The organism is Mucilaginibacter sp. FW306-07-L (genome assembly GCF_058782065.1).
Window position 1 is genome coordinate 588,693 of the sequence record NZ_JBYSXI010000001.1, and the last position, 23,672, is coordinate 612,364.

At 44.5% G+C, this 23,672-nt stretch carries 25 protein-coding genes; 7 read left to right on the forward strand and 18 right to left on the reverse strand.

Features of this window, described 5'->3' with window-relative positions; genetic code table 11:
- Nucleotides 1-82: 82 nt before the first annotated feature.
- Nucleotides 83-844: a response regulator transcription factor gene (locus tag AC3WJC_RS02665; protein ID WP_492397523.1), complete on the reverse strand. Its 762-nt coding sequence runs from the start codon at nt 842-844 to the stop codon at nt 83-85.
- A gap of 94 nt (nt 845-938) precedes the next feature.
- Here AC3WJC_RS02665 and AC3WJC_RS02670 point away from each other — a divergent pair, with 94 nt between their 5' ends.
- Together AC3WJC_RS02670 and AC3WJC_RS02675 are read left to right on the forward strand one after the other, a co-directional pair.
- A complete protein-coding gene (locus AC3WJC_RS02670; protein ID WP_492397524.1) occupies nt 939-1,214 on the forward strand; it encodes a hypothetical protein in 276 nt (91 codons plus the stop codon).
- A gap of 1 nt (nt 1,215) precedes the next feature.
- Nucleotides 1,216-1,941, forward strand: coding sequence for a DUF3667 domain-containing protein (locus AC3WJC_RS02675; protein WP_492397525.1), 726 nt, complete (start codon nt 1,216-1,218; stop codon nt 1,939-1,941).
- A gap of 36 nt (nt 1,942-1,977) precedes the next feature.
- On the opposite strand, the gene AC3WJC_RS02680 is transcribed toward AC3WJC_RS02675, so the two are convergent.
- The 8 genes from AC3WJC_RS02680 to gcvH all read right to left on the reverse strand — a co-directional run bounded on the left by AC3WJC_RS02680 (nt 1,978) and on the right by gcvH (nt 8,187).
- Nucleotides 1,978-3,147 carry a glycoside hydrolase family 172 protein gene (locus tag AC3WJC_RS02680; RefSeq protein WP_492397526.1) on the reverse strand — a complete coding sequence of 390 codons (1,170 nt, stop codon included), beginning with the start codon at nt 3,145-3,147 and terminating at the stop codon, nt 1,978-1,980.
- A 100-nt stretch (nt 3,148-3,247) separates the two neighbouring features.
- Nucleotides 3,248-3,631, reverse strand: a complete 384-nt coding sequence (locus tag AC3WJC_RS02685; protein ID WP_492397527.1) for a hypothetical protein — start codon at nt 3,629-3,631, stop codon at nt 3,248-3,250.
- 90 nt (nt 3,632-3,721) lie between these two features.
- Complete coding sequence (locus AC3WJC_RS02690) at nt 3,722-4,162, reverse strand: hypothetical protein (protein ID WP_492397528.1); 441 nt, start codon at nt 4,160-4,162, stop codon at nt 3,722-3,724.
- Between the two features lie 43 nt (nt 4,163-4,205).
- Nucleotides 4,206-4,823, reverse strand: a complete 618-nt coding sequence (locus AC3WJC_RS02695) for a SprT-like domain-containing protein (protein ID WP_492397529.1) — start codon at nt 4,821-4,823, stop codon at nt 4,206-4,208.
- Between the two features lie 36 nt (nt 4,824-4,859).
- Nucleotides 4,860-6,974: a ferrous iron transport protein B gene (gene feoB / locus AC3WJC_RS02700; RefSeq protein ID WP_492397530.1), complete on the reverse strand. Its 2,115-nt coding sequence runs from the start codon at nt 6,972-6,974 to the stop codon at nt 4,860-4,862.
- Between the two features lie 10 nt (nt 6,975-6,984).
- On the reverse strand, nt 6,985-7,200 hold the full coding sequence (locus tag AC3WJC_RS02705; protein WP_492398982.1) for a FeoA family protein: 216 nt from the start codon (nt 7,198-7,200) through the stop codon (nt 6,985-6,987).
- A 211-nt stretch (nt 7,201-7,411) separates the two neighbouring features.
- The gene (locus AC3WJC_RS02710) at nt 7,412-7,798 is read right to left on the reverse strand and encodes a VanZ family protein (protein WP_492397531.1); all 387 of its coding nucleotides are present in this window, start codon (nt 7,796-7,798) and stop codon (nt 7,412-7,414) included.
- An 8-nt stretch (nt 7,799-7,806) separates the two neighbouring features.
- Complete coding sequence (gene gcvH / locus AC3WJC_RS02715; protein WP_492397532.1) at nt 7,807-8,187, reverse strand: glycine cleavage system protein GcvH; 381 nt, start codon at nt 8,185-8,187, stop codon at nt 7,807-7,809.
- A 143-nt stretch (nt 8,188-8,330) separates the two neighbouring features.
- On the opposite strand from gcvH, the gene AC3WJC_RS02720 reads away from it, so the two are divergent.
- From AC3WJC_RS02720 to AC3WJC_RS02730, 3 genes are all read left to right on the forward strand, one after another.
- Nucleotides 8,331-8,921, forward strand: coding sequence for a DUF4142 domain-containing protein (locus AC3WJC_RS02720; protein ID WP_492397533.1), 591 nt, complete (start codon nt 8,331-8,333; stop codon nt 8,919-8,921).
- 105 nt (nt 8,922-9,026) lie between these two features.
- Entirely contained in the window at nt 9,027-10,043 is a 1,017-nt protein-coding gene (locus AC3WJC_RS02725) for a Gfo/Idh/MocA family oxidoreductase (RefSeq protein ID WP_492397534.1), read from the forward strand.
- Between the two features lie 13 nt (nt 10,044-10,056).
- The gene (locus tag AC3WJC_RS02730) at nt 10,057-10,593 is read left to right on the forward strand and encodes a TlpA family protein disulfide reductase (protein WP_492397535.1); all 537 of its coding nucleotides are present in this window, start codon (nt 10,057-10,059) and stop codon (nt 10,591-10,593) included.
- Between the two features lie 3 nt (nt 10,594-10,596).
- On the opposite strand, the gene AC3WJC_RS02735 is transcribed toward AC3WJC_RS02730, so the two are convergent.
- From AC3WJC_RS02735 to AC3WJC_RS02770, 8 genes are all read right to left on the reverse strand, one after another.
- Nucleotides 10,597-11,592, reverse strand: a complete 996-nt coding sequence (locus AC3WJC_RS02735; RefSeq protein WP_492397536.1) for a transglutaminase family protein — start codon at nt 11,590-11,592, stop codon at nt 10,597-10,599.
- A gap of 13 nt (nt 11,593-11,605) precedes the next feature.
- Nucleotides 11,606-12,541: an alpha-E domain-containing protein gene (locus AC3WJC_RS02740; protein WP_492397537.1), complete on the reverse strand. Its 936-nt coding sequence runs from the start codon at nt 12,539-12,541 to the stop codon at nt 11,606-11,608.
- Between the two features lie 120 nt (nt 12,542-12,661).
- On the reverse strand, nt 12,662-14,110 hold the full coding sequence (locus tag AC3WJC_RS02745; protein ID WP_492397538.1) for a circularly permuted type 2 ATP-grasp protein: 1,449 nt from the start codon (nt 14,108-14,110) through the stop codon (nt 12,662-12,664).
- Between the two features lie 225 nt (nt 14,111-14,335).
- Nucleotides 14,336-15,028: a DUF4397 domain-containing protein gene (locus AC3WJC_RS02750; protein WP_492397539.1), complete on the reverse strand. Its 693-nt coding sequence runs from the start codon at nt 15,026-15,028 to the stop codon at nt 14,336-14,338.
- A 241-nt stretch (nt 15,029-15,269) separates the two neighbouring features.
- On the reverse strand, nt 15,270-16,055 hold the full coding sequence (locus AC3WJC_RS02755; protein ID WP_492397540.1) for a succinate dehydrogenase/fumarate reductase iron-sulfur subunit: 786 nt from the start codon (nt 16,053-16,055) through the stop codon (nt 15,270-15,272).
- A 40-nt stretch (nt 16,056-16,095) separates the two neighbouring features.
- Nucleotides 16,096-16,449 carry a four helix bundle protein gene (locus AC3WJC_RS02760; protein WP_345331808.1) on the reverse strand — a complete coding sequence of 118 codons (354 nt, stop codon included), beginning with the start codon at nt 16,447-16,449 and terminating at the stop codon, nt 16,096-16,098.
- A 69-nt stretch (nt 16,450-16,518) separates the two neighbouring features.
- Complete coding sequence (locus tag AC3WJC_RS02765) at nt 16,519-18,453, reverse strand: fumarate reductase/succinate dehydrogenase flavoprotein subunit (protein ID WP_492397541.1); 1,935 nt, start codon at nt 18,451-18,453, stop codon at nt 16,519-16,521.
- A 57-nt stretch (nt 18,454-18,510) separates the two neighbouring features.
- Entirely contained in the window at nt 18,511-19,305 is a 795-nt protein-coding gene (locus AC3WJC_RS02770; RefSeq protein WP_492397542.1) for a succinate dehydrogenase cytochrome b subunit, read from the reverse strand.
- Nucleotides 19,306-19,471: 166 nt separating this feature from the next.
- On the opposite strand from AC3WJC_RS02770, the gene AC3WJC_RS02775 reads away from it, so the two are divergent.
- Nucleotides 19,472-20,617 (forward strand): TlpA family protein disulfide reductase, encoded by a 1,146-nt coding sequence (locus AC3WJC_RS02775; protein ID WP_492397543.1) that lies wholly within the window; start codon nt 19,472-19,474, stop codon nt 20,615-20,617.
- Between the two features lie 5 nt (nt 20,618-20,622).
- Nucleotides 20,623-21,117 carry a GNAT family N-acetyltransferase gene (locus AC3WJC_RS02780; RefSeq protein ID WP_492397544.1) on the forward strand — a complete coding sequence of 165 codons (495 nt, stop codon included), beginning with the start codon at nt 20,623-20,625 and terminating at the stop codon, nt 21,115-21,117.
- Between the two features lie 77 nt (nt 21,118-21,194).
- Here the strand turns inward: AC3WJC_RS02780 and AC3WJC_RS02785 are convergent, their stop codons facing one another.
- Nucleotides 21,195-23,591: an ABC transporter permease gene (locus AC3WJC_RS02785; protein ID WP_492397545.1), complete on the reverse strand. Its 2,397-nt coding sequence runs from the start codon at nt 23,589-23,591 to the stop codon at nt 21,195-21,197.
- Between the last annotated feature and the right edge of the window lie 81 nt (nt 23,592-23,672).

Sequence of the window (23,672 nt, forward strand, 5' to 3'; positions counted from 1 at the left end):
TTGAGCTGTAGCGCAAATTTCAGCAGGCGGAGTACCCGTATTTTATGTTTGAGAGAGGAATTGCGCGGATGCAGGTTTCCGGTCAGATAATTTTGTTTTTTATGGCATAAGCAAGCGCCCCGGCTATGTTATTTACATTAAGCCGTTCAAAAATTCGCCTGCGGTAGTACTTAACCGTGTCGGGCGATACAAATATTTTTTGGGCGATCTGGTTAATGGTTAATCCCTGCGCGTAGAGGTGTAGTATTTCGGTTTCGCGTTTGGTTAGTTTAGGTTTTACAAGCTTGCGCCAGAATTGGGTTGCCATGTCCAACTCCCAAATTTTGTCGGTGCCTTGCTGGGTTATCAGAACATTGCCCGGCTGCTGTTGCTGAGATAGCGACACCATGCAAACAGCCTTCCATATTTTGCCTTCATCCGTTAAAAATAAAGGAGTAAGTTTATGGTTGATCAGCACAGGTTTTCCGTTTTTGTTAACCAGGTGAAAATCATACGTAATGGTAAACTGTTTCCTTTGGTTGCAGGGTATCTTATCAAAAAAATCAAAACCGGCCTGGTTAATTACACCCAGCATCTGCAAATCAGGTTCGGGCACATTTTTAAAATAGAAATCATAGCCCATCTCCATCACCTCCTTAGCTGTATATCCGCCTAAAAACAAAGGATTGTCTGACACATATTCAAACCCCATTTTTACGTAGTCAATTACATAAATACTTTCATAAGTTAAGCGTGCAAATGATTGTACAGCTTCCAGGTAACCCTGCTGTTGTAGATCATCGTTTGCAGGTATCTTACCGAGTTGATTACGGGTTAATAAGCGGGTTTTGTTGTTTATGCTCATTTAGGGTATAAGGTACCACAAATCTACACTAAAGTGTAGTATGCCGATGCGCTACTTTTTTAATTTTTGCAATAATCACAATTAAGCCTTTGCTATGGAGCAATTATCATCATTAAGTATTGAGGCGTTAAAAGCGCGTAAAAGTAGGATCAAAGGTATCCTTATCGGTTTTATGGTACTTGCCGGTATGTTGGTAGCGGTTTACGCCTACATGTATTTTGTCAGATCAAAACCTATGTCGGCAAGTACATTTGTACCACTGATGGTACTGCCTATCACCTGGCTGCCCATACTTAATTCGTTACGGGCTATAAGTGCTGAGATAGATTTGCGCAAAAACAACTATACGGCAAAGGATAACATTGTTTAATATGGTAAATTGTAATCATTGCAGTGCCGAGGTAACTAACAACTATTGCCCGCAGTGCGGCCATCCGGCCAAGTTGAAACGCATTGACGGGCACTATATTCAGCATGAAATGTTACACGTGCTGCATTTTGAAAAGGGTATATTGTATACCATCAGGGAGCTCTTACTAAGGCCGGGTAAAAGCATAAGATTTTTTATTACTGAAAACAGGGGCAGGCTGGTTAAGCCCGTCATATTCATTATTGTAACCTCATTGATATATACTATTGTCAGTCATTTTTTTCATATCGAAGAGGGGTATATCAATATAAAGGGTGATAAGGACACTGTAACCTATTCCATAAATTCATGGGTGCAAAACCATTACGGTTACTCGAATATCATTATGGGTATATTTATCGCTCTTTGGCTTAAATTATTTTTTAAAGAAAGCATTTATAACTTTTATGAGATATTAATATTGCTATGCTTTGTAATAGGTATAGGTATGCTGATGTTTGCCGTTTTTGCAATTATTGAGGGCGTAACACATCATAAATTGATGGCTGTTTCAAGTGCCATCTACATCATTTATGCCTCATGGGCTATCGGGCAGTTTTTTAACAGCGGGACTCAATTTGTACGCTATTTAAAAGCCTTTATTGCTTACCTGTTAGGGATGACAAGTTTTACCGTTATCACTTTAGGTATAGGCATAGCCGCGGATCTATATTACCTGTATTATTAACCATTAAAATTGTTTTAATGCCCTATTAAGGTTTAATCAATTCACTTCCAAAAGATCCTTCTCCGGCAATTTCGGGAACTTGCCATGCGGCTCGCGCTGGTACCAGTAGGCCACAGTTATAATATCCGACTTTTGTGGAAGGTACCTGCCGCCATCGCGCCAGCCCAGATCCTGTATGGTTACTTTCAAATCCTTGTCAAACCTTATGGGGTCCATAATATGCCAGCGGTACATGCCAAAGCGTTGCTGGGCTTTATATAAACCATCGGGACGGATCACCTGGTGCAAACCGGCGTAGGGTGTGGTAAACTCAGCATACTTGCCGCCGCGGTCAAAGTTGTACGATCCGCAAAAGTAGTCTTCCGTCCCAGTGCCGGCTATGGTTGGGTATTCCTTATCGCCATCCATGAAAAATTTGATCTCGCCTTCGCCCCACCAGCCGTTATTATTTACGCCGATGCCCATGTAGGTACCCACATACTGGCCTTTGCCTTTAACGCCATCCAATATGGTATGCAACGATGTGGTGTTAGGGTTTGAGCGGCGATATTGCGCGTGAAAGTATGCCTCATCGTTACTGATTGTAGTAAGCGTGTAGTTTATCTGGTAGTACAGGCGCATAGGTTCGGCCTTATTAATATTCTCCAGCGTAACCCTGCATTTTTTGCGGAAGGGCATCTTCCAGTAGCAATTAAAGGCACTGCCAGGGTTTACGGTTACTGGCAACGAATTTAGCGGCGCATACTCGTTACCCCAACCCATCCCGAAGAACGCGCCAACCGGCGACTCCACCGATGGCTCGGTTTCATCATCCCAATAAAAACGAAGAATAGAGAACTGCCAGTTGCCGGTAGGGGTCATCCATATTTGCTGTATGGCACCAGGGCCTTCCATTTCGGCAATAGTAATGGTTTCGCCGGGGTTTACGATGATGAAGGGGTTTACCTTCCAGCCGATACCCAGGTCGCGGGCCTCATTAGCCGCGTTGGCTACATTGCGCTGGCCTTTGTTCTTCACCGGGTCGGCCATAGCTCCCTTGCCCTTACCGCCGGTAAAATTCTCCGGACTAATGGATCTCGTTTGCGCATCGGACAGGCGGGACAGGTTACCCAAGTTCATATCCAATCCGTTGAATTTTTCGGGTTGCTGGGCTTGGGTAGTTATAAAGGCAGCGGTAGCCCATAAGGCTAAGAGCAGTTTTTTCATAAGCGGTATCGGTTAATTATAATTGGTAAGCCCGTACAAAGCACCGGCTTACCTCAAATTAACGCATATTGAAAAACTTTAGCAACCCTTAACGCCGATGTTACTTAAAACTGATCTCGGCAGGGCCTGATACACGCTCCACGTGGCAGGCGCATTTACCGCCCGATATTTTTACGGTATCCTTACGGCTAACGTTGGTGGCACTGTCGGTCGCGGTAAGTTCAATGTCGTCACCGCCTTCGGTCAGTTTTTTAAGATCGCTATCATCAACAATGGTAAACATGTTGCCTGTGGTTTGATCCTTATGGGTAAGGTTTTGACCGGTGCGCAGGTTAACTGCCTTAAAATCCTTAACCGGCTTATTATAGCTCACCGGCACGCTGGCAAACATCATGGTGCAGGCTTTGTCAGGGCATTTTTCTTCGGCCTGATTACAGGTATTTATAGCCAGTATGGCTAAAAGCATTACGGGTAATTTGGTCATGGGTAAATTAGAAATTATAAAAAAAATGGCCCGATTTATTAAGGCCGGGCCTCACAACAATTAAACACTATTTATATATAATAGTTCTGCTTAGTTAAACTGCAACTCATCCGGGCCGGAAAGTTTTTTGATGTGACAGGCGCATGCGCCGCCCGCTACTTTTATAGTGGCGGTTTTGGTTTGTATACCGGCGCTGTCAGTGGCGGTGATCAGGATGTCGTCACCACTTTCAGATAATGTTTTGGTTGACCGGTCATCTATGATGAGGTAATAGCCCGGAGTAGTATTAATGGCTGCAGCCGTACCGCGGTCAATAGGCTGGTTGGTGCGTTTGTTTATTACGGATAGCTTACTTAGAGATTTTACAGGGCCATTCTGATCTTTAAATAACATCAAGATCATGGCAAATTCTTCGGTGCAAACTTTATCCTGGCAGGTAGATATATTCTTTTTACCGCATGATAAAATTGTAGCGGCTACAAATACAATTAGTAAGGCTCTCTTAAACATAATGGCAGGTTTTAAAGCCATTACGCAGCAATAAATAATAACGCTACAGTTTGATGAACAAAAACTACTGGTTTGTCGGCAGCACTTCCACCTCGGCTACCGGGCTGAACAGGTAAATGCGTTTGGTAGCTACCTCGATACATTTGTAGCGCTTGCGCAGCTTTTCGCCTTTTTGAAATATACGGCCATCTTTTATTTTGAACAAGGTGTTGGCCGGTATTTTTTCCACCGTGTGGATGGCTTCCTGTGGCGCATCATACAACCGCAGCGAACGGTACAGGTTAAGGTCAGAACAGCTTGACGCGGCAGGATTATTCAAGTACTTCACAATAGCCTGCTTTATATCCGGCGGAAAAACATCCTTTTCAAAAAAAGGCTGCATCATCTTTTTAAAATTGTTCTTCCACTCGGTGCCATGCGGCTTAGCCTTGTGTTTATGCTCATTCCAGGTATGCAGGTGCGCGAATTCGTGCACGGTAGTTACTAAAAACGCGTAGGGATTTAAATTGAAGTTGATAGATATGCGGTGCCCCTTGCCATCAAATGGGGCACGGTAATCACCAAATTTACTGCTGCGCCCGCGCGATATCTTAAATTCGCATTTAAAATGATCTATCCACCGGCCAATAAGCGGCGCGGCATCGGAGGGCATGTAACGGGCAAGAATTTGTACTTTATCCAACGGTAACTTCTGCCGGCAAAGATACTAACCTGCCGCTTATTTTAAAAGGTGGTAGGTAATAAAGGCTACGCCGTAGGCCAGCACCGTCATGTACGCGAATTGTATGGCGGGCCATTTCCAGCTTTTGGTTTCGCGGTAAACCACCGCGACCGTACTGGCGCATTGCATGGCAAAGGCGTAAAACATCATGAGCGAAAAGGCTGTGGCCAGGGTAAATACCGGCAGCCCGGTTTCGGGGTTGCGGGCGCTGGCCATTTTTTGCTGTACCGATTGTATGTCGTCCGTATCGCCCTCTACACTGTAAATGGTAGCCATGGTGCCCACAAAAACCTCGCGGGCGGCAAATGAGGTAATAATGGCGATGCCGATCTTCCAATCGTAACCCAAAGGTTTGATCACCGGCTCAATGGCATGACCAAGCATACCGGCGTAAGAGTTCTCCAATTTTTCGGACGCGATGATGCGGTTAAGCTCTTCCGGGCTGTTGGTCTTTATTTTTTCGGTTACCCGATATTTCTGGTCAATGCGCTCAAACCGGTCGCCGGGCCCGTAGGAGGCCAGTACCCATAGTACGATAGATACGGCAATGATGACCTTTCCGGCCTGGATCACAAATGCTTTGGAGCGATCGTACATGGAGAAGGCAACGTTTTTCCACCTCGGCATACGGTAAACGGGCAGTTCCATAATAAAGTAACCGCGCTCGCGCACCTTGAGAATGAATTTGAGCACAAACGCCACAATAATGGCCGATACCAAACTGAAAACATAGATGGCCGTAAGTACCAGGCCTTGCATGTTAAATATGCCCCAAACCCGCTGATCGGGTACTACCAGGGCAATAAGCAGGGTGTAAACCGGTAAACGTGCCGAGCAGGCCACCAGTGGGGTAACCATAATGGTGATCATCCTGTCTTTCCAGTTTTCGATGGTACGGGTGCCCATAATGGATGGTACGGCACAGGCAAAACCGCCGATCAATGGTACTACCGATTTACCACTCAGGCCTACCTTGCGCATCAGTTTATCCATCATAAAGGTTACGCGCGACATATAGCCGGTATCTTCCAGTATGGATATGAAAGCGAAGAGGATGGCAATTTGGGGGATGAAAACCAGTACGCCGCTTAATCCGGCCAAAACGCCGTCAATAAGCAGGCTGGCCAACGGACCTTCGGGTAACAGGTTTCGCATGATGTCCTCAGCCCAAACAAAGGATGCTTCAATAAGATCCATCGGGTAGGATGACCAGGCGAATATCGACTGAAAGATAAAAAGCAATATCCCCATAAAGATGATAAAGCCCCATACCCTATGCGTCAATATATGGTCTATCCGGTTGCTGAAACTTTCGTGCTGCGCGGCTTCGGGCGTTTTAACCGTATCGTACAGCAGGTCATTTATAAAATTATAGCGGGCAACGGTTTCAGCCGCCTGCGCTTTTTGCGAATGGAACGCGTGTTCCTGTTCCAGCGTTTCAATCCGATCGCTTTGCTCGTTAGATAGGTAGCGTAAATGCTCATGCTGGTGCGCCAGTTGCAAAGCCAGGTAGGGGTTATCAACCTGTAGTTCCTCGCTGATCTGCCCGATCAATTCCGGCGCGAAAACATTAATGTCGATAGTATCAGGTTGCAGGGCTATTTTGTTAGCATAAGCAATGGCCTGTTTTAACTCGGCAACACCTTCGCCCTTGCGCACGGCCATGGGTACCACAGGCACGCCCAGCTTTTTGGAGAATTGCTTAACATCAATTTGTATAGCCGATGTGCGGGCCATATCCATCATGTTGAGGGCGATAATAACCGGTATTTTAAGGTCGGCTATCTGGGTATATAGTAAAAGGTTGCGTTTAAGGTTGGTGGCATCTAAAACCACTACTACCAGGTCGGGGCGGGCGGTGTCTATTTTATCGGCCAATACCGAAAATACGATGGATTCGTCCTTGCTTTTAGGGTAAAGGCTGTAGGTACCTGGCAGATCCACCACTTCGGCGTGGCGGCCGTCAGGCAGTTGCATATAGCCGATCTTTTTATCAACGGTAACACCCGGAAAATTTCCTATTTTTTGGTTTAAGCCGGTAAGTACGTTAAAAAGGCTTGATTTACCTGTATTGGGGTTTCCGGCTAATGCTACGCGTATATCGGCTTTCAAATCGTAAAAACTATTGTAAAATGATGGTTGACGCTTCCAGTTTGCGAAGGCTGAGCTGGTAGCCTGAAACGGTTATCGCTATAGGATCGCCAAGCGGGGCAACACGGGTAACTTTAACGGTTTCGCCCGGCAAGCAACCCATCTCCATCAATTTTACCGACATTTCAAGATCGGTAAACTCCTTTACTACGCCGGTTTGGCCAACTTCAAGCTGCGATAGATCCATCATTAGTATAAATTACCCTGCAAATATAGGCTTATTTATACCCGATCCAAATAAGCCGGAGCTTAGTGGCGTTATTATTTATATAATGATTTATGAATGACGCTCGGTTTTGCCCTGTACATAGCCAAAATGCGGGCAATTACAATCTTTTTTAAAGATGCCGCATGATGACAGCATAAGCGCGGCACAGGCCAACGCTAAAATGTATAATTTACTTATTTGCATGTTTTACTGCGTTACCGGTAACTAATATGCTGAACATGCCCATACAGATGCCTACTGTATCCGCAAACAGATCATTCCAATCGGCACTGCGCCAGGTGAAAATGTATTTCTGCAACAGTTCAATGGCTCCGCCAAAAGCAACCATCATTATTACGATCAGCACTGCTGTTAATACGGATAAGCCGGTTTTTTTGTTGTGCTTTAAGTAGCCGCTGCTGTATAAAACCGTCATGGTAAAAAACAGGCCGCAATGTACCAGCTTGTCAAACCCCTCAAAAAACGCGGGCGAGTGGCTTACGCCGCCCATCTTAACATCGCAGATAAACAGAATAAAAAAGGCCCACAAAATAGCGGGCCAGTAACTTTTAAGCATAATGCTCATTAAGCGCCTACTAAGCTTTTATATTCATCGGCGGTTAAAAGGCCGTCAACATCAGCAATATCAGCAGGGGTTATTTTTACTATCCAGCCTTCACCGTAAGGGTCGCTGTTTACCAGTTCAGGTTGGCTATCTAAAGCCGCGTTAACTTCGCTTACTGTGCCGGTAACCGGTATAAATAAGTCGGATACGGTTTTAACGGCCTCAATGGTACCAAAAACTTCTTCCTTAGCAACTTCTTGGCCTACGGTATTAATGTCAACATAAACAATATCGCCCAGTTCGCCTTGTGCAAATTCGGTAATGCCAATAATAGCCTGGTCACCCTCAACTTTTATCCACTCGTGGTCTTTTGTGTATTTTAATTCGGCCGGAAATTCCATTATAGTTAATATTTAAATGTGCCCAAAAATAAAAAAACTTTGCTTTAAAAAGTACGATATATGCGTTTCGCCAAAATAATTACTGATTGGCTAAGCAATGGTATAAATATTGTTAACTAATAATACAAATAACATATACTACCATGAAAAAACTAAGTTTAGTAATGATGATGGCGCTTGGCGCTCTTACTTTTCAGGCTTGCCAAAACTCGGGCAGCAAAGATGCTGTTGAAACAGCAGACAGCCTGAACACTAACACTGATACCAGCACCAGCGCATCTGCTGCAGACAGCGGTACTATTGCTGATGAAGATTCAAAATTCTCAACCGAAGCCGCTAACGCGGGTATGGCTGAAGTAGCCCTGTCAGAACTGGCATTAAAAAAATCAACTAATGCTGATGTTAAAGCATTTGCACAAGCCATGATCAAAGATCACAGCGCTGCTAACGAAAAATTAAAAGCTTTAGCTACTGCTAAAAACATTACCCTGCCTGCTGTAGTGGGCGAAGAAGAGCAAAAAGTAGCTGCCGATCTATCAACCAAAGCAGGTGCTGAATTTGATAAAGCTTATGTTGACCAAATGGTGAAAGACCATGACAAAGCTGTATCATTATTTGAAGAAGGCTCAAAAGATGCAAAAGATGCTGACCTAAAAGCTTTCGCTACTGAAACATTGCCAAAGCTTAAAGCTCACCAGGAGCATATCAAAGCCATCAAAGACAAATTGAAATAATTCACCGCAATAATTTTGCAAGGTGAAAAAGCGGCAAGCGTAAAGTTTGCCGCTTTTTTGCTTTTTACAGATGCAACAGCAAGGCTAAAATTGTAATATTGCATTATGTCATCACCTATAGTAGCCGGTTTAATGGCTTTCGGCATGTCGGGCAGGGTGTTCCACGCGCCGTTTTTAAGTACCAGCGAAAATTTCAGGCTCAAGGCCGTGGTTGAACGCAATCAAAAAAAGGCACACGAGTATTATCCTGATATCATCAGCTATAATGCTATTGATGAATTGCTTAACGATGTGGAGATAGAGTTGGTAGTGATCAACACCCCAAACTATACCCATTACGATTTAACCAAACAGGCGCTTAACGCGGGCAAACATGTGTTGCTCGAAAAACCTGCCGCGGCTACCACCGCAGAGGTAAAGGGACTGTTTGATCTTGCTCATAGCAAAGGACTTCATTTACTCGTGTATCAAAACCGCCGTTGGGATAGCGGTTTTCTATCCGTAAAGGAGGTAATAGAAAGCGGCCGTTTAGGCAACCTGATCGAGGTGCATTTCCGTTTCGACAGGTACCGCGCGGCCATCGGCCCCAAAACTTTTAAGGAAAGTAAGGACATGGTGGCCAATGGGATATCTTACGATCTCGGTCCGCATTTGCTGGATAATGCTATTGCGCTTTTAGGCAGGCCGGTAAGCTGGCATAAAACTACCGGCAGCTATCGTGAAGGCTCGCAGGTTGATGATTATATAAACCTGCATCTCATCTACCCAAACCAAGTAAATGTATATCTCACTGCTGGCTTATTGATAGCAGAGCATTTGCCGGCATTTGTGGTGCATGGCACACTGGGCAGCTTTGTTAAACCGCGCACCGATGTGCAGGAAGATCAACTGAATGCCGGTATGATGCCAACCGATGCGGCCTATGGTATTGAACCTGCTGGCAGCGAGGGCAAACTGGTTACGTTTAACGAGGTAGGAGAGAAGGTAACAGAGACGATGCCTTCAAAAAAAGGGGATTATAAAAATTTATTTAAGGCAGTATATCATACCATACGCGAAGGCGCGTTGTTCCCGGTAACAGAAGAGCATATTGCCTGGCAGATTGAAATACTGGAAGCTTAATTTTAACAGGATTATGAAAAAACTAATATACGCCGCACTTGTACTAATTACCGCTGTAGGGTGCATTCAGGCGAAAAATAATAATGACGATAAGAGCACAGAAAGTACCAATACCGAACAAGCACCTATTCGTAACACCGAAAAGCTGGCACCGTTTAAGATACTCACTACGGATAGTACCTACTTTAGCTACAAGGATTTAAAACCCGGCAAACCAGTATTGCTGATATACTTTGCACCCGATTGCGGCCATTGCCATGATTTAATGAAAGAGCTGAAGCCGCAATTTAAACAGCTTGCCAAAGTGCAGGTGGTATTGGTTACCTGGACCAAATACGAATCGTTAAAGCCGTTTTACAAGGAGTTTGAACTGGCCAAACAACCCAACTTTAAAGTGGGTACCGAGGGTTACGATATGCCGGTACAAAAGTACTACCAGATAGCCCAAACCCCGTTCACCGTGTTGTATGATAAGAATGGCAAACTGGTAAAGGCATTCCCTAAAGCACCAAAGGCGGATGAGCTTTTAGCAGAGGTAAAAAAAGTATAAGCTCTACTGTTGTAATTGCTTTTCCTGCTGTTGCTGCTGTTGTTGTTGCTGCATCTGTATCATTTCCATATAGCGCTGGTAGCTGTTCTTGGTAAATTCGGTTACCTGGTCGGCAATGGGCACCTCAATTACCTGGTGCTGGTTATCCGGCAAGGCTTCCTGATCTACCGATACGGTTACGCTGAGTTTGTGGTTTGATGATCCCTTATAGACTCCTTTAACCGGCGAACAATCTGAAAAGTTACGGCCCACAGCCAAACGCACATGGGTGTCGTTAGCTATGCAATTATTGGTTGGGTCAATGCCCAGCCAGCCATAGTCGGGTATGTAGGCCTCAACCCAGGCATGGGTAGCTCCCTCGCCGCGCATGCCATTGCTGTTGGTGCATATATAGCCGCTTACATAGCGTGCGGGTATATGTACAATGCGCAGCATCTCAATCAAAATATGGGCGAAATCCTGGCAAACGCCCTGTTTCATTTTCCAGATCTGGTCGAGCTTGGTATCAACAGTGGTTACGCCTTTTATGTATTCAAAATTATCAAACACGTACTGGCAAAAACGCAGCACGATCTGGTAGGGCGTATCATCGCTTTTACGCTCGGTGTTTACCACTTGCTGCAATTCATTTAATCCCTCGAAATACTCCTGCTTTAAAAAATCAATATAGGGCACTACGCTTTGCAGGCGTTTAAGATCATCCCATTGGTGCGATGGAAAAATATCATTTACAGGCAGCGTACGGTGTTTGGTAGCTACCAGCACACGTGAGTTGATCATCAGCATATTGTGTGAATCGGTATAGGTAAAACTACCTATCTGGTTGCCAAAATAATCAGTATGTACATCAATATCCGGATTGCCGGTAACGGTTATTTCCTGGCGTATCACTTCCTGGTAATCATCAACAATAGGGTAGAGGATGATTTGGTTAGCGCTATCGCGAACTGATCTTTCGTAAATATACCGGGTGGTGTGTTGTATCTCAAATTCGGGCATAATGGTGCTGGTTTTAAGAATTGGCAAAATAATACTCATTCATGGCGTTACCTATGCCGTAAAGTTCGCCGCGTATTTGTGTTAAAAAGGTATGCAGCCCTTCCTGCCGGATGCTGCGTACCGAGTTATATTTAATGCGGCTTTGCAAACGGCCGATCTGGAATGACATTTCGCGGAAATTCTCCAGGTTGTTATCATTTTTCAGGCGTTCAAAATAGCGCTGTATATTGTTTACCGAGTAGATAACATAGCGTGGGAAATCATTATTTAAAACCACCTGCTCCAATACGTTCTCGGCCTCAAAGCCTTCACGATAGGTTTTCAGGTAAAGCTCGTATCCGCCTAATGATAACAGCAGGTGTTTCCAATAGCTGGTATCGGTAAGAAGGTCGGGGTTATCCGTAACGGATACAAACTTCATATCCAAAATATCCACCGACTGTATGGCCCGTTCCAGGTATTTGCCTATGTTCATAAAACTACGGCCTTCGCCGCGCTCCATCGTGATCTCTACGGTGCCATAATACAGCATTACCTGTTTTATCAGTACGTCCAGTATCCCAATAGGGTCTTCACGCTGTAAGGCGCGCTCCAGTCGGCTATCCTTAACGGCGTGGTAATACTCGTTAAGGCACTGCCATAAATCCTTGGTGATATGTTCCTGCACGCTGCGGGCATTCTCGCGGGCATGGGTTATAATATTCCAGATGCTGTTTGGGTTGGTTTTGCCGGTAACCATGTACTTTAAAACCGCGCGGGTATCGTTCTCCAGCTTTTGGGCTTCTTCGTCATCCAAACCGGCAAACAGGCGCACCACCGGCTCCCAGGTAAACTCCTGTATGGTATCCTGCGATGAAGCGTAATTAATTTTGAGCATACGTAAAATACCATCGCTACGCTCAATATAACGGCTTAACCAATAAAAACTTGCTGCTACTCTACTTAACATTTTTTGTATTTCGGAATTCGAATTTTCAATTTCGAAAGTTTATAAATCAATTTTAGGTGACGTTCGATGCCTCCGAAAGCGTAACGGAAAAAATCCGAAATTGAACTTTCGAAATTCGAATTACGTTAACACCCATGTATCTTTACTACCCCCACCTTGCGAGCTGTTCACCACCAGCGAACCTTCTTTTAAGGCAACCCTCGTTAACCCGCCGGGCACGATCTCAATACCGCTTGGGCCAAACAACGCGTAAGGCCGCAGGTCGATGCGGCGGGGTGTCAGTTCGCCCTGCATGTAACATGGCGCTGCCGACAGGTTGATGGTGGGCTGCGCTATAAAATCGCGCGGATTTTTCAATATCTCCTGCTTATACTCGTCAATCTCCTGCTCGGTTGAGGCATGGCCCATCAGCATACCGTAGCCACCGCTGCCATTGGTGCGTTTAACTACCATTTTGTTGATGTTGGCAAAGGCATGCTCCCGCTCATCACGGTTACCCAGTTGGTAGGTGGGCACATTTTTAAGTATAGGCTCCTCGTTAAGGTAATACTTTATCATATCGGGCACGTAGGCATACACCGCCTTATCATCGGCTACGCCATTGCCTATGGCGTTCACAATAGCTACATTGCCTTTGCGGTACGCGCCCATAATGCCCGCCACGCCCAGCATACTCGACGGATTGAACACCAACGGGTCGAGGTAATCATCATCAACCCGGCGGTAAATTACATCTACCTGTTGCAGGCCGGTAGTGGTTTTCATGTACACTTTATGATTATTCACCACCAGGTCGCGTCCTTCTACCAGTTCTACGCCCATCAGGCGGGCCAGGGTAGTATGCTCAAAGTAAGCCGAGTTGTAAATACCCGGACTCAGCAACACAATGGTAGGGTTATGTATCTGCCTTGGCGATAAGGCCAGCAGGTTTTTATATAAAATAGACGGATATTCGGTTACACTGCGCACACCGCACTGTGGCAGCAGGTCAGGGAATAAACGCTTGGTGATCTCCCGGTTCTCGAGCATATAACTTACGCCCGACGGTGTACGCAGGTTGTCCTCGAGCACGTAAAAAGTGCCGTCGTAATCACGTATCAGGTCAATACCCGAAATATGGATGTAAATATCATGCGGCACCCGCAGGTTATACATCTCGCGTAAAAAATGCGGACACGAGTAAATAACCTCTATCGGGATAATACCGTCCTTAATAATAAACTGATTGCTGTAAACATCCTTTAAAAACAGGTTGAGGGCGGTTAACCGTTGCTTAATGCCGCGTTCAACAAACGCCCATTCTGCCGCAGTTATAATACGGGGTATGATATCGAACGGGAAAATTTTTTCAATGCCCTCGCCGCTGTTGTAAACCGTAAAGGTAATGCCCTGGCTCATGAACAGGCGTTTGGCCAATTCTTCTTTTTTATTTAGATCATCGGCTGATTCACGCGAAATATAGTCGATTACCTTTCGGTAATGGTCGCGTACGTCACTGTTCTCGCCATACATTTCGTCCCAAACGCCATTTATGGGATTGTATTTATTAAAATATGCCGATTCTTCCATAAACTACCCGAACAGTTATGTTTAATTATAGCTTTTAATATTAAGTATCGTAATTTATAAAAGTAATTATGAAAATGTGTAATTGTTTTTATTAATTATATGGAATTTATATTCTACACATTATATTATTAATAAAAATTTAAGTTATAGAGTTATACAATCGAGTTGAAACAAAAAAAACCACCGTTATTAGCGGTGGTTTTTTGTTGATAATATAATCGCTGATTAATTTTCAGCAATTACATGGTATTTTAATGTAAATGCTGTTGAGCCTGATACATAAACGGTATAAATTTTACCAACCTGTACTTTAGTATCCAGATCAAGTACCGAATTGGCCTGACCGGCTGCATATAAAAATAATTTGGTGTTAGCATCAACTTCTTTATAAGCTGTTACCGCTTTGTAAGCTACATCAGTAAACAGTTTGTTGGTAGCACTAAAACCCAGATCGACACTGCTGTTAACGGCTGATGCCAGGTGTATAAAACGTACTTTAGCTTTGCCTGATGCAGGTGCTTTCCTGTCATCTTTTGCTACAACATAAGTTTTAGCATCGGCATTACCTGCATAGTATAAGCTGTAATGATCGTCGTCATCCAGATCAACATTAAAAGATACGTTGGCAGATGATGAACCTACGTTGCGGAATTGCACAGTTTTGTTATCACCGGATGCGGTTTGTACATAATTTGACGTTTCGCCGTAAGCTACTGCCGAGGTGTTGAGTTTGGTGCCACCAATATATAGTTCTTGTGACAATGAACCTTCAACGGCATTAGTTATACGTACTGAAGCGCTATCTGTATCTACATTTTCATCATCATTTTTATCGCATGATGATAGAGCAACGGTTGTCAGCATAATGCATGATAATGATAATAGTTTGGTGCTTTTAAATGGGTTAAACATTTTCATAGTTGTAAATAAGTAAATAATAAATATTATGATTTTGTATAATATATTACCATAATGGCAAATGTTATACCGCAAACTATAATATGTTGTATATGATAGTTTTAATATTATTTAATAATTTAATTATTGTATAATTAACTAAACAACCTGTAGTTGTTGCTAAACTTTTTCATCAAAATTTCATGCATAAAAAAAGCGCCTCGTGTAAGGGAGGCGCTTTGTAAATAGTATGTATATGTTTTTATTGTGCGTGATCGTGCACACGTTCTTCCCTGAATAGTTTGGCGCTAAAGAAATCGTTGTTCATGCGGCCAATATTGGTCAGGCTGATCTCTTTAGGGCATTCAGCCTCGCAGGCACCGGTATTGGTACAGTTACCAAAGCCTTCCTCGTCCATTTGCGCAACCATTGATTGTACACGGCTCCAGCGCTCAGGCTGGCCTTGCGGCAACATACCCAGTTGAGATACTTTAGCGGATACGAATAGCATAGCCGAAGCATTTTTACAGGCTGCAACGCAGGCACCGCAACCAATACAGGTTGCAGAGTTAAAGGCCTCATCGGCAATAACCTTAGGGATAGGGATCTCGTTGGCATCAGGTACGCCACCTGTATTGATAGATACATAGCCACCGGCCTGCTGTATACGGTCAAACGCCGAACGGTCAACCGCTAAGTCCTTTATAACCGGGAAGGCCGCTGCGCGCCAAGGCTCAATAGTGATGGTTTCGCCATCTTTAAACGAGCGCATGTGCAACTGGCAGGTGGTAATAGCACGCTTAGGGCCATGTGGACGGCCATTGATATATAGCGAACACATACCGCAAATGCCCTCGCGGCAGTCATGGTCAAAATAAATCGGTTCTTCGTTCTTTTTGGTAAGGCTTTCGTTCACCACGTCAAGCATTTCAAGGAATGACATGTCAGGCGAAATATTTTCGGCCTTGTAACTCACAAACTTTCCTGAGGTTTGTGCATTTTTTTGGCGCCACACTTTAAGCGTCAGGTTCATATTTCCGTTACTCATCTTTATTTAGATATGAGATGTGAGATATTAGATTTGACAATTACTGTTTTAACCGTTGTTGAAAAGCATAGTTCATTTTCTGTAGCTCTTCAATTTGTTTTAACAGATCATCTTTCAAATCATCTTCAATTAAATTTAATCTATTTGAAATAACTAACTGAGTTTGCAATTCATAAGATGAGCCGTTGGCTATGCCTAAAAAATTACAGAACTCTTTATTAGAGTTTCTACCGGCACCTTCGGCAATATTTGATGGAATTGATACTGCCGCTCTTCTTGATTGGCTTGTTAATCCAAACCTTTCGTCAGCAGGGAACGTAGCAGTGGCTTTGTATACCTCTACAGCTAAATCAATAGCTTTATTCCATATTTTCAGTTCAGTCAAATTATGCATAGCAGGTGTTTTTTTTTGATATTAGTAAGAGGTGGTTTATCTCACATCTCAAATCTAATATCTCAAATCTTACTTATAGCTCCTCTGTGTTAACTTAACATTTTCAAATATCAACTCTTCTTTGTGCAGTTCTTCGGGTTGGTTTTCACCTTTAAATTCCCAGGCTGCGGCAAAGGCAAAGTTTTCATCATCACGCAATGCTTCACCTTCTTCTGTTTGCGATTCCAGGCGGAAGTGGCCACCGCATGATTCCCGGCGCATTAACGCGTCGTCAACCATCAGTTCGCCAAGCTCAATAAAATCGGCAACACGGCCGGCTCTTTCAAGTGCCGCGTTGATCTCCTCATTTTCGCCGGTTACAATAGCATTCTTCCAAAAATCAGCTTTCAGTGCCTGTATCAAACCTTTGGCTTTGGTTAAACCCTCTTCGGTACGTGCCATACCGCAATACTCCCACATAATGTGGCCAAGCTCGCGGTGATACTCAACCACGGTTTTATTACCTTTAAGCGAAAGCAGTTTATTGATGTACGCAAGCACATCCTGTTTGGTTTGCTCAAATGCCGGGTGGCTTTTATCAACCGGTTTAGGGCCGATAGTTGCCAGGTAATCACCTAAAGTATAAGGGATAACGAAGTAACCGTCAGACAAGCCCTGCATCAGCGCCGAAGCGCCAAGGCGGTTAGCACCGTGATCAGAGAAGTTACACTCGCCTAAGGCATATAACCCCGGTACATTGGTACTCAGGTTATAATCAACCCAAAGGCCGCCCATAGTATAGTGTACCGCCGGGTAAATACGCATTGGTTGCGTATACGGGTCTTCGGCAGTGATCTGCGCGTACATATCAAACAGGTTACCATATTTAGCAGCAACCGTTTCCTGGCCTAAACGCTTAATAGCGTCGGCAAAGTCAAGGAATACGGCAAAGCCTGATGCACCTACACCTTTGCCCTCGTCGGCTAATTCCTTGGCGTTACGCGATGCCACGTCGCGAGGTACCAGGTTACCGAATGCCGGGTACTTTCTTTCCAGGAAGTAGTCGCGGTCGTCCTCTTTAATATCACTGGCTTTTAGTTTGCCGGTACGTAACTGCTCCGCAATCTCTACCGTTTTTGGCGCCCATACACGGCCGTCGTTACGCAATGATTCAGACATTAGCGTAAGTTTTGACTGGTGATCGCCGCTAACCGGAATACAGGTAGGGTGGATCTGTGTATAGCAAGGGTTGGCAAAATACGCGCCGCGTTTATGTGCCCTCCAGGCTGCGGTTACGTTTGAGCCGATAGCGTTGGTTGACAGGAAAAACACGTTGCTGTAACCACCGGTACATAATAATACCGCATGGCCTGCATGGGTGTCAATTTCGCCGGTTTTTAAGTTACGGGTAACAATACCCTTGGCCTGGCCATCAACCACAACCACATCAAGCATTTCGTGGCGGGTATACATTTTTACCTTGCCGTTGTGTATCTGGCGGTTAAGTGCCGAGTAAGCACCTAATAGTAACTGCTGTCCGGTTTGGCCGCGGGCGTAAAAGGTACGTGATACCTGCGCACCACCAAATGAACGGTTATCAAGCAAGCCGCCATATTCGCGGGCAAAGGGTACACCCTGTGCTACGCATTGGTCAATAATATTTACTGATACCTCGGCCAAACGGTAAACATTAGCTTCGCGGGCACGGTAATCGCCGCCCTTAATGGTATCATAAAACAAACGGTAAACACTGTCACCGTCGTTCTGGTAATTTTTAGCTGCATTTATACCACCCTGCGCGGCAATAGAGTGCGCACGGCGCGGGCTATCCTGAAAGCAAAATGCGGTAACATTGTAACCAAGCTCGGCCAAAGTAGCCGCTGCCGATGCACCTGCCAAACCGGTACCCACAACAATAATGTTGTATTTACGCTTGTTAGACGGGTTAACCAGTTTTAGGTTAAATTTATGCTTGCTCCATTTTTCGGCCAAAGGGCCCTGGGGAATCTTAGCATCTAAAGTCATCTCTTACAATTATATTTTGATCGGCATTTACAGCCTTATCATATCAAACAATAAACCTTATCTACAGAAAAAATATATTACCGGCATTGCCGCGAAACCAAGCGGAATAATTACCGCGAACACCCATGTACCGATAAAGTAAATAATAGGTTTGTACTTGCGGTGAACCCAGCCCAGTGTATGAAAAGCACTTTGGAAGCCATGCAGTAAGTGGAATGATAACGCACCTAATGCGATAACGTAAAATGCTACGTACCACCATTGCTTAAAAGCAACTTCAACAGTTTGGTTAAGATCCTTAGCGATCATGGTTTCTACGCTGCCTTCGGTATATATCGCGTAATTGTAATCGCCCGGAGGCAGGTCTCGCGCCGAGATTTGCTTGCCGGTTACCAGGTCGGTTTTGTACTCCTTAAACGGAATAACGTGCGTGCTTTTACCTGTAAAATCATCCTGATGGTATTTAAACCAAAAATCTTTCATGTGTATCACAATGAAAAGAAACAGGATAGACCCCAGGATACCCATGTTTTTTGAGCCCCATGAAACCGGCGATTTTGTTGCCGATGCATAGCCAACAGGGCGTGCCTTACGATTGCTGATCGTTAATACAATAGCGTATACGGTGTGTACCAGTATAGAAAGGTACAGCAGGTACGATACCACCCGGATAGGTGGAAAATGCGTCATGAAATTAGCGTATGCATTAAAGGCCTGACCGTTATCGTGCTTAAATAATGCAAGGTTACCGCTAAGGTGAACAATTAGGAAAGTACACAAAAACAAGCCTGTTAAAGCCATAATCAGCTTCTTGCCCAGCGACGAGTTAAAGGTTTGTTTAAATTCGCTCATTATTAAATTTATATTATTTCGCCAAAAGTATCTATTAAATACTAAAACACTGTAAATGGTTCTGACAATATAGGGCATTAAGGTTTATTTAGAAACAATCTAAGCACTATGTTGGTTGCCATGTTTTAAGGGCTTAACCTTATATTCGCCCGTACATAATTATACTATGAAATATATATACCTTTTGCTTATTACAGCTATGCTGGCCGGTTGTAACCGTGCCGATCGTGTGGAGATCGAGGGTACCGCGCCCGACATTAAAAACGGCGTTTTTGGTATTGTGGATGTTTTAAATAAACCTATATATGGCGATAACATTGTTGGCGGCAAATTCAAGGTAAACGAGATACTGGAATACGCCGGGTACTACCGCATTAAGGTAACCAACATGTTGGATACCAAAATAACCCATATACCTTATGAGGTATACCTGGAGGATGGCAAGTACCAGATAGAACTGAACGGCAAGGATCTGACCAAGTACCCTAAGATCAAAACCGAATCAAAAATACAAAATGAGCTATCAGCCTATTATACCCTTGCCGATGAACTGGTTGCAGGCATCGCCCAAAAGGTAAAGGATGAGCGCGCGTTTTTAAAAAGCAGTGCCGGTAAAAGTTTAGAGGGTACCGCTTACCTTGAACGTGTTGATAAGCTTAACCAACTGCAACAGCAGCAAACCAGTGTTGAGGCTACCGTTATCGAGAAGTTTATCAACAAGTATCCTGAAAGCGCTATTGCCGCGCACTTTATAAAAAATGTAGATTATAAGGAAGATCCGGTGCGCTATTATGCCCTGTATAATAAATTGAGCGACGAGGCTAAGAATACCGAGGAAGGCAAAGAAGTGGGCACTAAACTCGGCGGACTGGTAAAACTGGTACCCGGCCAAACAGCCCCCGATATTTATGGTACCGATGCTAATGGCGAAGCGTTTAACCGCAGCGCGTTTAAAAACAAAAAGATCATCCTGATTGATTTTTGGCGCGCGGGTAACGAGGTAAGCAGGCAAAATCACTTGCAGATGAACAGCAAACTGTTTTTCCAGGTAAACAACAGTGCGCATTTCGGTATCATCAGCATTGATTTGGATGAGAATAAAGATTACTGGCTTAAAGCTATTAAAGAAGACGCGATGAAATGGCCGCAGTTTTCTGATTTGAAAGGCAATGAATCAAAAAACGTGGAGGCCTGGGGCATTAGCCGGGTACCAACCTATTACCTGATCGATGGTAACTGGAAGATATTGAAACGTGATATTCCGTACAACGATATCTCGTTTGAAATTACTGATTACCTGGAGAAAAAATAAACGGTATGATAAAGCTCTGGGGTTTAGATCAGGTATCTGCGGACGGTTTGCAATTACTTGCTGATAACGCCAATATTGCCCGTAACCTGCGCGATGTTTTTCCGCACCCGTATAGTATTGCGGATGCCGAGGAGTTTATTGCCGGCGCAGTGCAGGGTGCCATTCCGCATGTGTTCGGTATTTTTGAGGAGGATGAATTTATTGGTGTTGGCGGCATCGTGGTTAAAACGGATATTCACCGTAACAGTGCCGAAGTAGGTTATTGGATAGGCGAGCCTTACTGGGGCAGGGGATATGCCACAAGCGCCGTTAAACTGTTAACCGACTATGCTTTTAATATTGGCCTGATCCGCGTGTTCGCCGGTGTGTTCGCACATAACAAGGCATCACAGCGTGTGCTCCAAAAATGCGGTTACACGCTCGAAGGGATATTACGGTCAGCCATTACTAAAAATGGTGAGGTGATGGATGAGTATTTATACGCCATTGTTAAAAGCTGACAGGGCCTGTTCACCAAATAAAAAGGCATTTACCAAGCGGTAAATGCCTTTGCTGTTAAAGGATTTATGGTTTGTAATTATTCGGACCGCAGGTTTTTTATCGGGTTTACCAGTGCCGCGCTCACGGCCTGCCAGCAAACGGTTACCAAGGCAATCAGGATAACAATAATGCCCGATATAGCGAAAATGTCCCAACTCAGGTTTATCCGGTATACATAATCTTCCAGCCATTTGCTCATGGCCAGCCAGCCAATAGGGATAGCGATAACCAGTGATAACAGTACCAGTTTCAGGAAGTTGCCGGTTAGCAAGGCGAACAGGTTGGTTACTGATGCGCCAAGCACCTTGCGTATGCTTACCTCTTTACTGCGTTGCTCGGCCATAAAGGCTGCTAAAGCGAATAATCCGAGGCAGGCCACCACAATAGCCAGTACCGAAAAGCCGGTGAATATATATTGAGTGCTCTGCACGTCCCTGTACATAGCGGCATAACTTTCATCTAAAAAATTGTACCGCATGGTTTGGTGCGGCTGAAATTTTTTCCAGGTACTATTGATAGCGGCAATGGCTGCCTGCATATCGGCGCTTTTTAGTTTGATGGCTACCATGCTGTTGCTGTTGCCTAATATCATTACCATTGGGTCAACCTGCTGCTTTATCGATTCATAATTAAAGTCATCAATCACGCCAATAATAGTCAGATGCTCCGGCCCGTTGGTAATCACCTTGCCCAGCGGATCTTTATAGCCTAATTGCTTAACCATCGCTTTATTAACAATGGTAGCCTGCGAGTCGGTAGGCATATCCGTACGGAAGTTGCGGCCGGCTATTAGTTTCATCCCCATAGTGGCCAGGTAGTCCTGATCAATAACCCAGTGTTGGGTACGTATCGGTGCATCTTCCTTTTCACGCCCTTCCTTAAAAAATGAATTGCCATTGCGCTTGGTGCCGCTAACCGGTAAATAATCACTAACAGTTACATTCTTTATAAATGGAAGGTTGAGCAATTCGCTTTTAAAGGCTGCCATTTGCGGGCCCAAGGCATCAGCCCCCTCAATGGTTACTACTTGCTCCTTATCAAAACCTATCTTGGAGTTAAGGATGTACTGCATCTGCTTAAAAATAACCGCCGTGCCGATGATCAGAACTATTGATACCGTAAATTGAAATACTACCAGCCCGCTGCGTAAACCGGAGTTACGGGTACCCATGCTGATCGAGCCTTTTAAGGTAGTGGCAGGTTTAAAATAGGACAGGTAGAACGCCGGGTATATACCTGCTATCAGGCCGATCAGGATGGCGCTGCCTACCAGGGCAGGCAGTAACCACCAGGCCATCCAGGGTACTATAAGCTGCGTACCGGCCACCTTGTTGAATAAAGGCAGCACTGCCGAAGCAAGTGCGATACCTAACACAAACGAAAAAAAGCTGTACAACAATGATTCGGTCAGGAACTGCCGGATCAGGTTGGCTCGTGTTGAACCGATAACCTTGCGCACCCCTACCTCGCGGGCACGGTTGGCCGACCGTGCCGTGGATAGGTTAAGGAAATTGATACAGGCCAGTACCAGTATAAAACCGGCTATCCCGGCAAAAAGCCATATAAAACGGGCATCGCCATGTTTAATGTCGTTTTCGTCGATGTCGTACGATTTAAGGTGAATATCTGTCAACGGCTGTAGGTACAGTTTGGCGTTTTTCCTGACTTCCTCAACGTTGCTGCGCCCTCTCTCCTTCATAGTAGGAATAACATATTTATCGAGAATGCCGGCGGTCATTTTTTTATTGAACGCGGCAACGTCCGTACCGGGGTTCATTTGCAAATAAATGCCATAGTTGCTTGCATACCAGCTATCCTGTTCTCCATCCCAAAAGTTTAACCCGGCTAATGATATAAAACCCCTGAACTGCATGTGCGAGTTGTTTGGAAAATCCTGCATTACGCCGCCAATAACAAGCGGTACTTTGGTGTTATTATTAAATATTAAGGCTTTGCCTACCGGGTTTTGCCCGGGGAAGTATTTATCGGCCATGCTTTTGCTAAGTACCACCGAGTTGGGATTACGCAACGCGGTAAGCTTATTGCCGTAAACCATTTTAACATCGAGTATATCAAGTACAGATGTGTCTGCAAAGCAAAAGCCATTCTCGTAGGTATTGTTAGCCTGATCGGTACGGCGTACCTGGTTTTCTGTGCCGCCAAAAAGTTTACTGTGCAGAATACGCCCGGCTTTTTTTACTTCCGGAAAATCATTGACAAGGGCTTTTGACATAGGCGGTTGAAAACTGATGCCTCTGAACGTATTGCCGTCCATCTTCATTTCACCAACTACACGGTAAACATTGTCCTTATTAACGTTATCCTGATCGTAACTGGTTTCGTTGCGTATATAGAGCGATATTAAAATACACGCCGCGATGCCGATAGCGAAACCACCGATGTTGATAGCCGCGTACATTTTTTGCTTTTGCATATTGCGAAAAGCTATTTTTAAATAGTGTGTAAACATGGTAATGGCTGATAATATTTAAAAATTATTGATTAACGCCGGTCA

What these genes read in the sequence shown, in the direction of transcription:
- AC3WJC_RS02665 (WP_492397523.1), bottom strand. Translation starts at nt 844, where the DNA reads ATGAGCATAAACAACAAAACCCGCTTATTAACCCGTAATCAACTCGGT.
- AC3WJC_RS02670 (WP_492397524.1), top strand. Translation starts at nt 939, where the DNA reads ATGGAGCAATTATCATCATTAAGTATTGAGGCGTTAAAAGCGCGTAAA.
- AC3WJC_RS02675 (WP_492397525.1), top strand. Translation starts at nt 1,216, where the DNA reads ATGGTAAATTGTAATCATTGCAGTGCCGAGGTAACTAACAACTATTGC.
- AC3WJC_RS02680 (WP_492397526.1), bottom strand. Translation starts at nt 3,147, where the DNA reads ATGAAAAAACTGCTCTTAGCCTTATGGGCTACCGCTGCCTTTATAACT.
- AC3WJC_RS02770 (WP_492397542.1), bottom strand. Translation starts at nt 19,305, where the DNA reads ATGAGCGAATTTAAACAAACCTTTAACTCGTCGCTGGGCAAGAAGCTG.
- AC3WJC_RS02710 (WP_492397531.1), bottom strand. Translation starts at nt 7,798, where the DNA reads ATGCTTAAAAGTTACTGGCCCGCTATTTTGTGGGCCTTTTTTATTCTG.
- AC3WJC_RS02685 (WP_492397527.1), bottom strand. Translation starts at nt 3,631, where the DNA reads ATGACCAAATTACCCGTAATGCTTTTAGCCATACTGGCTATAAATACC.
- AC3WJC_RS02690 (WP_492397528.1), bottom strand. Translation starts at nt 4,162, where the DNA reads ATGGCTTTAAAACCTGCCATTATGTTTAAGAGAGCCTTACTAATTGTA.
- AC3WJC_RS02765 (WP_492397541.1), bottom strand. Translation starts at nt 18,453, where the DNA reads ATGACTTTAGATGCTAAGATTCCCCAGGGCCCTTTGGCCGAAAAATGG.
- AC3WJC_RS02705 (WP_492398982.1), bottom strand. Translation starts at nt 7,200, where the DNA reads ATGGATCTATCGCAGCTTGAAGTTGGCCAAACCGGCGTAGTAAAGGAG.
- AC3WJC_RS02730 (WP_492397535.1), top strand. Translation starts at nt 10,057, where the DNA reads ATGAAAAAACTAATATACGCCGCACTTGTACTAATTACCGCTGTAGGG.
- AC3WJC_RS02750 (WP_492397539.1), bottom strand. Translation starts at nt 15,028, where the DNA reads ATGAAAATGTTTAACCCATTTAAAAGCACCAAACTATTATCATTATCA.
- AC3WJC_RS02720 (WP_492397533.1), top strand. Translation starts at nt 8,331, where the DNA reads ATGAAAAAACTAAGTTTAGTAATGATGATGGCGCTTGGCGCTCTTACT.
- AC3WJC_RS02785 (WP_492397545.1), bottom strand. Translation starts at nt 23,591, where the DNA reads ATGCAAAAGCAAAAAATGTACGCGGCTATCAACATCGGTGGTTTCGCT.
- AC3WJC_RS02760 (WP_345331808.1), bottom strand. Translation starts at nt 16,449, where the DNA reads ATGCATAATTTGACTGAACTGAAAATATGGAATAAAGCTATTGATTTA.
- AC3WJC_RS02780 (WP_492397544.1), top strand. Translation starts at nt 20,623, where the DNA reads ATGATAAAGCTCTGGGGTTTAGATCAGGTATCTGCGGACGGTTTGCAA.
- AC3WJC_RS02725 (WP_492397534.1), top strand. Translation starts at nt 9,027, where the DNA reads ATGTCATCACCTATAGTAGCCGGTTTAATGGCTTTCGGCATGTCGGGC.
- AC3WJC_RS02745 (WP_492397538.1), bottom strand. Translation starts at nt 14,110, where the DNA reads ATGGAAGAATCGGCATATTTTAATAAATACAATCCCATAAATGGCGTT.
- gcvH (WP_492397532.1), bottom strand. Translation starts at nt 8,187, where the DNA reads ATGGAATTTCCGGCCGAATTAAAATACACAAAAGACCACGAGTGGATA.
- AC3WJC_RS02735 (WP_492397536.1), bottom strand. Translation starts at nt 11,592, where the DNA reads ATGCCCGAATTTGAGATACAACACACCACCCGGTATATTTACGAAAGA.
- AC3WJC_RS02775 (WP_492397543.1), top strand. Translation starts at nt 19,472, where the DNA reads ATGAAATATATATACCTTTTGCTTATTACAGCTATGCTGGCCGGTTGT.
- AC3WJC_RS02755 (WP_492397540.1), bottom strand. Translation starts at nt 16,055, where the DNA reads ATGAGTAACGGAAATATGAACCTGACGCTTAAAGTGTGGCGCCAAAAA.
- AC3WJC_RS02740 (WP_492397537.1), bottom strand. Translation starts at nt 12,541, where the DNA reads ATGTTAAGTAGAGTAGCAGCAAGTTTTTATTGGTTAAGCCGTTATATT.